The 12,950-nt window shown below is 55.9% G+C and carries 11 protein-coding genes; 2 read left to right on the forward strand and 9 right to left on the reverse strand.

Annotated elements, in window-relative coordinates:
* Positions 1-5: 5 nt before the first annotated feature.
* Complete coding sequence (locus ACZ5FM_RS21875) at positions 6-1,049, forward strand: dipeptidase (protein ID WP_464040758.1); 1,044 nt, start codon at positions 6-8, stop codon at positions 1,047-1,049.
* A gap of 79 nt (positions 1,050-1,128) precedes the next feature.
* Here the strand turns inward: ACZ5FM_RS21875 and ACZ5FM_RS21880 are convergent, their stop codons facing one another.
* From ACZ5FM_RS21880 to ACZ5FM_RS21920, 9 genes are all read right to left on the reverse strand, one after another.
* Positions 1,129-2,403 (reverse strand): NAD(P)/FAD-dependent oxidoreductase, encoded by a 1,275-nt coding sequence (locus ACZ5FM_RS21880; protein WP_464040759.1) that lies wholly within the window; start codon positions 2,401-2,403, stop codon positions 1,129-1,131.
* Positions 2,400-3,899, reverse strand: coding sequence for a tripartite tricarboxylate transporter permease (locus ACZ5FM_RS21885; RefSeq protein WP_192489073.1), 1,500 nt, complete (start codon positions 3,897-3,899; stop codon positions 2,400-2,402). The genes ACZ5FM_RS21880 and ACZ5FM_RS21885 overlap by 4 nt, the downstream gene beginning before the upstream one ends.
* A 10-nt stretch (positions 3,900-3,909) precedes the next feature.
* Positions 3,910-4,368, reverse strand: a complete 459-nt coding sequence (locus tag ACZ5FM_RS21890; RefSeq protein ID WP_250984962.1) for a tripartite tricarboxylate transporter TctB family protein — start codon at positions 4,366-4,368, stop codon at positions 3,910-3,912.
* Positions 4,369-4,372: 4 nt separating this feature from the next.
* Positions 4,373-6,727, reverse strand: coding sequence for a molybdopterin-dependent oxidoreductase (locus tag ACZ5FM_RS21895; RefSeq protein WP_464040760.1), 2,355 nt, complete (start codon positions 6,725-6,727; stop codon positions 4,373-4,375).
* A 25-nt stretch (positions 6,728-6,752) separates the two neighbouring features.
* Positions 6,753-7,724 (reverse strand): Bug family tripartite tricarboxylate transporter substrate binding protein, encoded by a 972-nt coding sequence (locus tag ACZ5FM_RS21900; protein WP_192489070.1) that lies wholly within the window; start codon positions 7,722-7,724, stop codon positions 6,753-6,755.
* 113 nt (positions 7,725-7,837) lie between these two features.
* A complete protein-coding gene (locus tag ACZ5FM_RS21905; RefSeq protein ID WP_464040761.1) occupies positions 7,838-8,617 on the reverse strand; it encodes an SDR family oxidoreductase in 780 nt (259 codons plus the stop codon).
* A 10-nt stretch (positions 8,618-8,627) separates the two neighbouring features.
* Positions 8,628-9,572 (reverse strand): 4-hydroxy-tetrahydrodipicolinate synthase family protein, encoded by a 945-nt coding sequence (locus tag ACZ5FM_RS21910; protein ID WP_464040762.1) that lies wholly within the window; start codon positions 9,570-9,572, stop codon positions 8,628-8,630.
* Between the two features lie 132 nt (positions 9,573-9,704).
* Positions 9,705-10,433: a TetR/AcrR family transcriptional regulator gene (locus ACZ5FM_RS21915; RefSeq protein ID WP_259147142.1), complete on the reverse strand. Its 729-nt coding sequence runs from the start codon at positions 10,431-10,433 to the stop codon at positions 9,705-9,707.
* Positions 10,434-10,577: 144 nt separating this feature from the next.
* On the reverse strand, positions 10,578-11,516 hold the full coding sequence (locus ACZ5FM_RS21920) for an AraC family transcriptional regulator (protein ID WP_250984968.1): 939 nt from the start codon (positions 11,514-11,516) through the stop codon (positions 10,578-10,580).
* 136 nt (positions 11,517-11,652) lie between these two features.
* Between ACZ5FM_RS21920 and ACZ5FM_RS21925 the strand changes: the two genes are divergently transcribed.
* A complete protein-coding gene (locus ACZ5FM_RS21925; RefSeq protein ID WP_464040763.1) occupies positions 11,653-12,900 on the forward strand; it encodes an ABC transporter substrate-binding protein in 1,248 nt (415 codons plus the stop codon).
* Positions 12,901-12,950: the final 50 nt, after the last annotated feature.

The raw sequence follows: 12,950 nt of genomic DNA on the forward strand, positions 1-12,950 counted from the left end.
TGTGAATGACTGCTGATCTGGTACGTGTGCCCGTATTTGACGGCCACAATGATATCTTGTCCCGCTTGATGCGTGAGGGTGTCGAAGGGGCTGAACAGCGCTTTCTGCAAGGGCAGAACAATGTCCATATCGACATACCGCGCGCTCGTGGAGGCGGTCTGGCCGGCGGGCTTTGTGCCATCTACGTTCCATCACCTGCGGGCGGTCTTGATGCCAATGGTGATCTGCCACGTGTCGAACTGCACAGTGCAATCGACCAGACGATCAGTCAGGCGGCACTCCTCGGGCGGATAGAGGCGCAGTCAGAGGGCGCTTTCACCATCTGCCGGATAGCAGCAGATATCCGCAAGGCCATGGAAAAAGGCAGCTTTGCCGCGGTGTTTCATATCGAAGGCATCGAGGCCGCAGGCCCAGACCTTGATATCGTCCACGTTCTCCACGCAGCAGGCCTGCGGACGCTCGGACCTGTCTGGAGCCGGCCAAACATATTTGCACACGGCGTTCCCTTCCGCTTCGGTCACGACCCCGATATCGGACCTGGTCTGACGGACGCTGGACGTGATCTCATTCGCCTCTGCAATCGTTTGAAGATCATGGTCGATCTTTCGCACATGAATGATGCCGGTTTCCGTGATATCGCAAAAATTTCCGATGCGCCGCTTGTTGCGTCTCATTCAAACGCATTTGCCGTTTGCCCGCACAGCCGCAATGCCACTGACTGGCAGCTTTCGGCCATTCGTGACACCGATGGTCTGATCGGCCTGAATTTCGGCGTCAAATTCCTGCATCCGGAAGGCAAGGCCGACCCGAATATGGATATTTCCGTGATGGTGCGGCACATCGACTACCTGGTCGAACATGTCGGTATCGATCACGTCGCATTGGGGTCGGACTTTGACGGTACGCTGATCTCACAGAAGATTGGTGACGCCACCGGCCTGCCGCGCCTGCTGACCGCATTGCGTGATGCCGGTTATGACGATGAAAGCCTTGTCAAAATTGCGCATGGCAACTGGATTGCGTTGCTTGAACGGACCTGGGGCGCCTGATAGAGGCGATTTATCACGTCAGTTTTTGATCATTATGTCCCGCACGATAATGTCGTGCGGGATTTTTCGTTTATCGACCTCAGGCAAAAATACGTTTGAAACGCGATGCCGCAAAGGCTGCGATATGCTGCGAGGTTGGTCTACCCGATATGAGATCAGCGACGATGCGCCCACTGGCCGGGCCTGTTGCCAGACCGACATGGCCGTGCCCGAATGCATAAATGATGTCACTGGTAGCAGAGGACGGGCCAATTACCGGCAGTCCGTCCGGCGTTGATGGGCGATGACCCATCCACCAGTCGATACGGTTTTCATCAAAGGCTTTTGTAAGAGCTGGATAGGCACGTTTGGCGTGGCCAAGCAGAATGTCGGCGCGGCTCTTGTCTGGTGACGTGGCTGTACTTGCCAATTCCACCTGCCCGGCAATGCGAAGACCCGCCAATGTCGGGTTGTTTCCCATTTTCCCATCACCAGGCATGATAGGCATAGCACCTGTTACGACGTCATGCGGAATGACCACGTGGTAACCACGCTCGCTTTCCAGCGACACCTTGTCACCAGCTTTGGCTGCCAGTGTCTTGGAGTGGATGCCGGCGGCGATGACTGCACGATCGCAGGTGATGCTGCCCGCGTCTGTTTTCACAGCCTGCAAGCGACCAGCCGATATATCAAAACCGATTGCCTTGCCATTTATCCTGACGGCGCCGAGCGCTACTGCATGGTCAACGAGGGAGCCGACATATCCACCGGGATCGATGCAATGCCCACCCTGCTCTACCAGCACGCCGAAAGAGTAGGCTTTTGACAGTGCCGGTTCCAACCGATGCAATTCGTCAGATGAAAGCTCGCGGTAAACAACGCCATTGTCGCGGCGCAAACGCCATGCAAGCGCTTCTGCTTCAAACAATGCTCTATCCGGATAGGTGTAGATAAGTCCTTTGCGGACAATCAGATCAGAACGACCAGCCTCCTTGGCAAGTGCTTCATGTCGTGCCGAAGCATCATGCAGTAGCGATGACAGGATGCGGGCTGTTCGTTCAACTTTGGCAATGGTGGCGCCAGCTGATACAAACCGCAAAAGCCATGGCGCCAGACGCAGGATATGGCGCCAGCGAATAATCAGCGGGCCGTTGGGGTCAGCGATGAGGCCGGGTACTTTTTTCCACAGGCCGGGCATCGACATGGGGATAATCGAGGCAGGACTCAACCAGCCGCTATTTCCATAACTTGATGCCTGACGCCCGCCCGGCTGTTCCGGTTCGATGATGGAAACCGAATGCCCATCTCTCAGCAATTCAATAGCGGTTGCTGCACCAACAATGCCTGCACCGATAACGACGACATGCGAGGTCATTCCTGGAACGCCTCCTTGCGCACCGAGCCGAATTTCGGCAGCACGATCAATGCCAGGACGACAACGGCGGCCACCAGAAGACCAGCAGAGATTGGCTTGTCGACAAAAATGCTGAGACTACCGCGTGACAGGAACATGGCGCGACGGAAGTTTTCCTCCAGCATCGGTCCGAGAATAAGGCCCATGACCAACGGCGCAGCGTCGCAATCCAGCTTGGTGAAGATATATCCGAGAATGCTGAAGATCGCCAAAAGCCACAGGTCGAACACCGAGTTACCAAGCGAAAACGCACCGATGGCACAGAACACGATAATCGCAGGATAGAGGTACTGGAACGGCAACGTCAGCAGTTTTGTCCAGATGCCGATCAGTGGGAGGTTCAGGACCAGCAGCATGAAGTTGCCGACCCACATGGAGACGATAACGCCCCAGAAGATTTGCGGGTGATCGCTGATAAGGGTCGGCCCCGGTGCGATACCCTGCATGATAAGCGCACCGAACATCAGTGCCATCACGGCATTTGCCGGAAGACCAAGCGTCAGAAGTGGCACGAAGGATGTTTGCGCACCCGCATTGTTGGCGCTTTCAGGTGCGGCAACACCCTCGATAGCGCCGTTACCGAACCCTTCCGGTGGTTTGGCAACGCGTTTTTCAATCGCGTACGCGGCAAAGGCCGCAAGCAGTGCGCCACTACCGGGGAGTAGACCAAGCAGGGAGCCAATACCCGTGCCGCGCAAGATCGGAGCGGCCATGCGGCGCCAATCCTCACGCGATGGCAACATGGAAAAGAATGGTGCCTTGATCGCAGTTCGGTTTTCTGTGTGTTCAAGGTCCTTGATCAGTTCGCCTATGCCGAAAAGGCCCATGGCGACCACCACGAAGTTCACGCCGGTTGCCAGCTCTTCATAGCCCAGCATGAAACGCGGTGCAGCCGTTTGCACGTCCTGCCCGATCATGCCGATCAGAATGCCGGTGAATACCATCGCAAGAGCTTTGGGCAACGATCCGCGCGCAAGAACGATTGAGGCGATAAGGCCGAGGATCATCAGTGAGAAATATTCAGCCGGACCGAAAAGCAGACCAACTTCAGCCAGCGCTGGTGCAAACAGTGCCAGCAGCAACGTCGCAACCGTACCGGCAAAGAACGAACCAATGGCAGCAGTCGCCAAAGCCACACCAGCGCGGCCTTTCCGGGCCATCTTGTAACCATCAATGGCTGTGACCACCGATGATGCTTCGCCCGGCAGGTTCAAAAGGATTGCCGTGGTCGAGCCACCATATTGCGCGCCGTAATAGATGCCCGCCAGCATGATCAGCGATGTCACCGGTTCGAGACCGATGGTGAATGGCAGAAGGATCGACATGGTCGCCGCAGGTCCAAGGCCGGGCAAAACGCCGACCAGTGTGCCGAGCAAGGCGCCAATCAGACACCAGAAAAGGTTGACCGGCATGATAGCCTGATCAAGACCGAGGAGAAGAGCGTTGATTGTTTCCATTGGTCTTTCCTCAGTAACCGAACCACGGACCGATAATGCGTACCGGCATGCCCAAACCTAGGATGAATGCGGCACTGCACGCCGCACCCAGACACAGGCCGTATAGCCCCATGGCAATTGGTCGAAACGGACGCGAAGCGAAGGATGCAATCAGACTGCAAAGCGCGACGGATATAAGCAGGCCAGCGCCGCGAACCGTGAGGCCGAATATCACGATCGATGCGATGATGATGACGACGCGCGAAGGATTGACGCGCAAGGCCTCACCAGCCGTGCCCATCCTGATGCCTTTCAACGCAACGATCACCCCCATGATGATAACGCCAACTGCGACCATCGCTGGAAAGCCACCGGGGCCAATTCTGCGCAGTGTGCCAAACGACAAATCGAGGCTGCCAATCAGAAACAGACTGCCGATCAATATGAACAGCAGACCTGAGAGTAATTCGGTGTTCAGACGTGAGGACATTACATTACCTCGTTTTTCTGGTGGTCTTGCGCGGATCTGGGACCAGATCCCCCGGTCGGTAAGCACGAACTGGTGGTGCGATACCGTCAAAACGCGCTATTTCGACAAGGCACGAATTGGGGCTTGGCCCCTGTGCCAGACGTGAGGTGCCGTGATCAGCCGTCAGGACATTCGGGTTCCCGTTTAATTCTAGTGAACCGGCAACGGAAGGGTCGGACGGGTCAAACCATGCGCCAGTTGCGAGTTGCACAACCCCTTCCATCACAGCGTCCGTTATCGAAACACTCGCAAGGCATGCCCCGCGTGGGCTCGTGATCGTGACTGTGTCGCCATCTGCCAGATTTCGTTTGGCGGCATCTTTCGGGTGGATGCGCGCCGGTTGACGACCTGAAGCCTTGGTACGACGCGACGGTTTGGCGTGGTCCCACTGACTATGCAGCTTGTCATGCGGCTGGCATGACAAAAGATGAAGTGGGAACTGTTGCGCAACCGGTGATCCCAGCCACTCCTTCGGTTCTAACCACGCTGGATGTCTGGGGCAATCATCGTAAGCAAAGCCGGCAATGGTCTGTGAGCTGAGTTCAATGCGGCCTGACGGTGTGGGGAGTGGATGCGCCTGCGGATCGGCTCTGAAATCTGCAAGCAGCGCGCGTTCCGGGGACTGTGCTGCCACTTCAACGATGCCGGTATTCTGGAATGTCTCGATATCAGGCATGGTGATGCCACGTGTGGCGGCGTTCACGCATGCCTGCCCATACAGGCGCTCAAGCCACTCGTCCTCGCTCAGGCCCTCGGTGAACTCAGCCTCAACTCCCAATCGGCCTGCAATGCGCCGCAGAATTTCGTGGTCGGTCACAATGCCCTCAGGCGGCGCTGCGAGACTTGAAGACCAACCGATAAAGCTGTCACGACCGCTGGCGATGACGTCGTTGCGTTCCATGAACGTCGAGGCCGGAAAAACGATATCCGCATGGCGCGCATGGGCGTTCCACCAGTGCTCATGCGCAATGATCGTGTCAGGCCTTTGCCACGCTTCGACAAGACGGTTGAGGTCTTGGTGATGATGGAATGGATTGCCGCCAGCCCAATAGACAAGCTTGATATCCGGATAGGTACGACGGGCGCCATCATGGTCGTATTCGGTGCCGGGATTAAGCAACATGTCTGCAATACGGGCGACCGGAATATAGTCGGTGATTGGGTTTTTGCCCTGAGGCAGGGATGGCCAGTTGATCGGCGATGCGGGCTGGCCGATGCTGCCGACCGATGCGTAACCGAAACCGAATCCCTGACCAGGCAAACCAATGCCACCCAACAGACTTGCGAGTGCAATTGCTGCCCAATAGGGCTGCTCGCCGTAATCGGCGCGCTGCAGCGACCACGACATCATGATGAAGGTCTTTTTCCTGGCCATCATCCGCGCCAGATCGGAAATCACTGCTGCATCTACATCGGTTATCGTGCTGGCCCAGACGGCATTCTTTACGATGCCATCCTGCTCACCCATCAAATAGGCGCGAAGTGTCTCAAAGCCTTCTGTGTAGCTTGCAAGGAAATCCTGGTCGTGCAGATTCTCGGCGATCAGCGTGTGCGCCAATGCCAGCAGCAATGCCGTGTCGGTACCTGGTCTAAGTGGCTGCCACTCAGCAGATAATTCGGCTTCTGTATCATCGCGCACCGGCGAGATATTCAGCAAACGTGCACCGGAATCCCGGCAGGCCAGAAGTGCACTGCGTGCGGTATGGCGTGTGATGCCACCGGCATTAACCTGCGCATTGCGCAGCGGGGTGCCGCCAAACATCACAATAAATTCGGAATGACCGGCGATCTGTCCCCACGGCGTGTGGCCGCTGACAAGACCGTTCAGGTTGCCGATGACATGCGGAAGAATGACTTCACCCGCTGCGTAACTGTATGTCTGAACCGAGCGAACCGAGCCGCCCGCCATATTGAAGAAACGCTTGAGCTGGCTCTGCGCATGATGGAAGCGTCCTGCACTCGACCAGCCGTAGGAACCTGAAAAAATCGCGCCATTGCCGTAGGTTTGCCGGACACGGCTTATCTCCGAGGCGACAAGGTCAAGAGCCTCGTCCCAGGAAACTTCGACGAATGGCTCGGCACCCCGTCTTCCATGATCCGTTCCCGGGCCATGTTCGAGATAGGAGCGCCGTATTGCGGGCCTGAGGATACGCGATGGCGACAGCCGGCCTTGCGTCAGTTCCGTGCCGAACATGGCCGGATCCGGATCTTCACGAAAAGGCTTCAGACCTCCCGACTTGCTGTCATGTTCGTAAAAACCCCAATGGCTCCCGACAAGCTTCTGCTGTCGGGAGGGCTCCGAAAAATCCGTATTTTTCATGGGGTTTACCGGAGCCTTGCTCATTTTACTCGACCTTGATGCCAGCCGAATCTACGATTTCGCCATAACGCTTGGTTTCGTCGACAACGAAAGCCTTCAGGTCTGCACTGTTCTTATACATCGGCTCGAAACCGAACACAGTGAGTTTTTCCTTGAACTTGTCGGAGTTGACGACCTTGGACACTGCGGCGTCGAGGTATTCGGTAGCCTTCGGATCAAGGTTCTTCGGTGCCCACACGCCGTACCAGGACACCATGTCCAGTGGCTGCATGCCACTTTCTTCAACGGTCGGGATTTCTGGAGCAAGAGCCGAACGCTTGAGGCTGGTAACAGCCAGAGCCTTCAGGCGACCTGCCTTGACGTGTGGCAGCGACGACAGCATCGGGTCAGCCATCAGCTGAACCTGACCACCCATCAGATCGGTAAGAGCCGGACCTGCGCCCTTATAGGTCACGACATCAGTATCGACGCCAGCCTGTGCCTTCAGCACTTCGACGGCAAGGTGGCCAGCAGAGCCGTAGCTCGATGTTGCGAAGTTGAAACCTTCCGGATCAGCCTTCACTTCTTCAAAGAACTCCTTGAGAGTGTTGGCTTTTGTGGATGTTGGTGTAACGACCAGCAGCGGACCTGCGGCGATACCGGCGATGTGGGTGAAGTCGTTGAGGACGTCAAACGGCACGTTCTTGTTGATCAGCGGCGTGACCACATGGATCGATGCATTGAGAAGCAGCGTGTAGCCATCCGGCTCTGCCTTGGCGACTTCTGCGGAGCCAACAACACCACCTGCACCACCGGCACGGTTATCAACGACAAATGTCTTGCCTGTTGATTCAGACAGTTCAGCGGCAAGCACGCGGGCTACACCGTCAACGGCGCCGCCTGGTGGATATGGCACAACGATGCTGATTGCGCGTGCAGGGAATTCCTGTGCAACGGCAACGCCACCGGAGATGGCAGCGAGCGATGCGGCAAGAAGCAATGATCCAATATTTTTCATGTCTGGTGGCTCCTTCTGAATTCAGGATACAGATGTACGTTCGCCGCGGAAATGCGCAGCGTTAAACAGTGCGGTGGCTTGTCAGCTACCGTAGAATGGGATTTGCCGAAACCCTAGTAGGTTCCGGGGTATTGACCTCCGTCAACGAGGAGGTTTTGTGCGGTAACAAAACCGGCCTTCGTTGAACACAGGAATGCAATATAAGCACCGATCTCGTCCGGATCGCCGTAACGACCGGCCGGGTTCTGTGAGGCGCGTTCTTTCCAAATGTCATCGAATGGGCGGCCACTTTGCTCTGCCAGTACTCTGACATGCTCGCGCTGGCCATCCGAGGCAATAATGCCGGGAAGAACATTGTTGATCGTCACATTGTGACTGACGGTCTGGCGCGCCAGGCCAGCGACAAAGCCGACCAAGCCAGAACGCGCAGCATTCGATAGGCCAAGTTCTGGCTGTGCGATCTTGACGCTGCGCGATACGATATTGACGATGCGACCGAAACCCCGGTCCATCATGCCATCGACAGTCAGACGTATCATGTCGATCGGCGTCAGCATCATGCGGTCCATGCCGCGCAGCCAATCTTCGCGTTTCCAGTTGCGAAAATCGCCTGGCAATTCCCCATCGGCATTGTTGACCAGAATATCCGGGTTGGGGCATGCCGCGAGCGCGGCTTGCCGTCCTTCAGCACTGGTTATGTCGGCCGCAACGGTCGTGACGCGGGCCCCAGTCTTGGAGCGGATTTCCGCAGCCGTTTCTTCGAGCGTTCCCGCAGTGCGGGCAACAATCGTCAAATCCACATTTTCATGTGCAAGCGTCATCGCCGCTGCTTTACCCATGCCACGGCTTGCACCGGTGACGAGAGCTTTTCTGCCAGAAATCCCGAAGTCCATCTGTCTCTCCTTAAGCGGCGAGAGCTGCGGTGTTGATCTTCCAGCCGTACACCTTGTCGAGGCCAAGTTCCTGCACGATGCGAACGCCGCGTGCCAGTGCTTCACCTTCGAGGCCAGTCAGCGGGCGGCGCAGTTCACCGGCAGGCAGACCAACAGCCTTCATCAGCGACTTTACGGCAACCGGGTTGATGGCCGAGTAGTTGTAGTGCAGCAGCGGGAGCAGGCGCAGGTAATTGTCACGGAAACCTTCTGCTTCAGTGTAGCTGGTCCATGGACGCGACATGACGGCGACTTCAGCAGGTGCAATGTTACCACCCATGTTGGCGGTGCCGTGGCCGCCGAGGCTCATTGTCGGAACGACGAGGCCGAGGTTGGGGCTATCGCAGCACATGACAGAAACGTCTGGGCGTGCCGCGAGAACCTGGGCAACCTGACCAACACGTGCCGTCGACTCCTTGTGAATGACGTAATTTGGGTGCTTGAAGATGCGCAGCAGGTGGTCCCAATGCAGGTCGCTTTTGACGCGTGGTGGGTTGTTGTAAAGGCCAAGTGGCAGGTCTGTCGCATCAGCAATTTCAAGGAAGTAACGCTCGATGTCGGCTTCCGGTGCGCAGATATAGGCAGGCGCCGCGAGGATCGCGCCATCGGCACCGTTATCCTTGGCGAACTTGACGTTGTCGATTGTGGTGTCGGTGTTGTTGCCCGTGCAGCCAAAGAAAATTGGCATATTCTCGGACTTCATCTTCGAGGTTTCGACGATGATCTTGCGCTTTTCGTCCTGCGACAGCATCGACACTTCACCTGTCGAGCCCATGATGAGGACGGCAGAGGTGCCATTGGCCTCATGGAACTGCAGCAGTTCACGGAACGCGCCGATATCGACAGCGCCAGAGCGATCAAATGGCGTGATAAGCGCGACGAAAGAACCGGTAATTTTCTTGGCTGCTGCGGACATTGAGGCTGCTCCATCGGAGAATAAACAATGTTTCAAACATAGTTTTAATTCCAATTCAGTCAACGACTATAAATGGTCAAAATGCCCATGAATGCAGCATGGTTTGCTCAATATATTATCAGAAATAGAAAACTATTCCGACTGAGCGAGAGCTGCGTCTTTTTGCTTGATTTTGACAGCTGGCGCCAGGAATCCGGCGCAAACGAATGCAGTCAGTTGCGCGATGATCTGTTCATCATCGTCAGTGTCACAAAGGCCGCCGGACAAGTTCTTGAGACGGTAGGTTGCGTGGTCTGAATCCGTCAACACCTGCATGACAGAGCCGATTGAAAAATTGTAGCGCCAAAAGATGTCGCGGCGCTCGAGCGATGGGACGGCGTGCCCGAAGGCATCGATAAAACGAAACACCGCCGGGTCGACACGTCGTAGGAAAAAACGTGTGGTGATTTCTCTTGGACGTGAGCGAACCTGCTGGATCATTCGGATCAGCGGACGATCACCAACGGCGTCGCGGCTGAACTGCACCATCGGGCGCACCAGCGCCTCCGCAACATCCTGCAGTGTTGGCAGGTTTGGATGCGCCGATTTCTGACATGCCTCCAGTGCGGCGATACGCGCAGTGGTATAAGGCTCCATCATGATACTCAGCACTTCGCTGATCAGCTCATCCTTGGAGCCGAAGTAATAGTTGATGGCGGCGACATTAACGTCGGCGCGCAAAGTGATCTCGCGCACGGTAGCCAGATCGAAGCCCTGTTCGATGAAAACGGCGCGGGCTGCGGCAATAATACGCTCGCGCGGATCCTCGGCACGCTCGACCGGCCCATTGGATGACGCTGGAGTCTTGGCTTTTTTTGCCATCTGTTTTGGCTCTCTCGTTCCGTCTGGCACCCGGAATCGGAATTGCCCACTCTATTGAATGCTCTGTAGCATGTTACAACAAATAGGTGCGACCCCCATAATTTGACGAAAAATCTGTGTCGCGCACAGATTTGGGGCAAGCTGTTATCTTGTCCGTATCTCGGGCGCAGGCACGATCGACTTGTTACGAATGCGCGATGCCGTCCTGTAGTCACGCGGCGTCAAGCCTGTTTCCATCCGGAAATAACGGTTGAAGTTGGACAGGTTATTGAAGCCTGCTTCAAAGCAGATGTCTGTAATCGGCATCTCGGTTTCGGCAAGCAAGGTGCGGGCGCGCCAGACACGCACGGAGCGAATATAGGTTGAGAAGGTCATGCCGGTCAGCCGTCTGAATGCGCGGGAAAATGCCGAAGGGTCTAGCCCCACAGTCTCGGCAACCTCATGCATTTGTGTATCCGGTCTGGATTGTAAAATCTGAATTGCCTGGTCAATGCGGCGATGGCGTTTGTCGGATAGCTCGCCATAGAGCGATATGAAATGTTCTGTCGCCAATGCGCGCTTGCGCGGTGCAGCTTCAATGGCATTCAGAATTTCCAGAAACAATCCAAGACCAACGGCACCCTTGTGGTCATTTAACTCAACAATCATCTCACCAATATCAATGGCTTCCGGCCCCAGAATCTCTATGCCTCTGCGAGACATCGGTTTCAGACGGTGCAGCACGTCGAGTTCTGGGCAGATGGCGCGGGCCTGCATCAACGTATCCGCATCGAATTGCAAAACGAGGTCACGACCCGGCAGGTTTGGGGCGCCGGGGGTGATCCAGTTATGCGGCAGGTTGGTCCCGGTCAGAACAAGGTGACCCGGTTTGAACGGGCCGACATAATCGCCGACATAGGCAAAGCCTGCTGCATCAGAGATGTAGTGAATTTCCCACTCCGGATGATAGTTCCAGATACAGATTGGGTTGGGATAATCATCCCGCCGGATGAGGTAGGACATGTTGTCCGGAAGGATGATTTGTTCGCGCGTCGCGGTGTAGGTATCTGACACCGAGTGGGGAAAATCTGATGATATACGCATGTGTATCTCTCATCATTGGCGTGATAATGTCAAAATAGTATCAGTTAACGGTAAAAAGCCAACTAGTTCCCAACCAATGTTTTTCGAAAATAGGTGCGTGAGCTGTACAGGAGTGCAGCTTCTGAGGGAGGAAATCATGTTTAAGACTTTACTCCGCACTGGTTGTGCGGCGATTGCGCTTTTTGCTGCGTCCAACACTTTTGCTGCTCAGTGCAGCGCGGATGTGCGTATTCTTGCACAGCCACGTGACGGCCTGACGCTGCTGGAGGACTATGTTGATGAGTTCGAGAAGCTGTCCGGTGCAGGATTTGAAATCAGCTATCTGAATGAAAATGACCGCCGCGCCAAGTCGCAGGCCGATGCATCGACTGTTGGTAGCTTCAACGTTTATTACGTTGATGAGGCAAACCTTGCGCTCTTTGCATCTTCTGGCTGGATTGTACCGCTTGATGGCCTTTATCCGGCTGAATATGACTACAACGACTTCGACGCAGGTATGCGCGCTGCTGCGTCCTACGACGGCAAGCAGTGGTTTGCACCGGTACAGGGCGGCGGCGACCTGATGGTTTACCGCACAGACCTGCTTGAAAAGGCTGGCATCCAGCCACCAAAGACATGGGACGAATATCTCGCCGCTGTCAAAAAATTGCATGATCCGGCGAATGGTATCTACGGTACAGCACTGCGTGGTCAGCGCGGTTCGGGTGCCAATGTCTGGCGCTGGATGCCACTGTTCAAGGCCAATGGCGGTGAATGGTTCAAGGATGGTCAGCCTGCATTCAACTCCGAAGCAGCTGTAAAGGCCACGCAGACATATCTTGATCTGTTCAAATATTCCGCTCCAGGCACTCAGACCGGTTCGTGGGATGAATCCACCGGCGCCTTCCGCGCTGGCAAGGTTGCTATCCTGGTAGAATCCGCACCACTTGGCGGCATGTCCGTCGACAAGGCGCAGAGCCAGGTTGCCGACAAGGTTGCATTCTCCGTTCCACCATCTCCACTGCCAGGCGCTGGTTATGCGCATGGTTTCGCAGTGGCCTCCAAGGCAAATGCGACGGATGAGGAAAAGGCTTGCGCCGGTCTGTTCGTTGCATGGGCGACCTCCAAGGAGCAGGAAGCTCGCCGTCTCGCTGCCGGTCAGCCGGGTGAGTTGACCAGAACCAGCACCTACCAGAGTGCAGAATATGCCAAGACATTCGGTCAGAACCTTTCTGACGCGATGGCAGAGACCGGCAAGCGCACACAGGTGACGTTCTGGCAGGATGCTCGCTGGCAGGAGCTGGGCAATCAGTGGGGCATCATGCTTGAAGAGCTGATCACCGGCAGCCGTACCGACATCAAGGGCACTCTGGACGAACTTGAAGCCTTCGCCCGCAAGCTCTGATGCTGCATAATCAAAAACAGGGCGCGCTTTCATGCGCGCCCATCTCTTCA

This window comes from Agrobacterium sp. 5Ca50, from assembly GCF_055381905.1.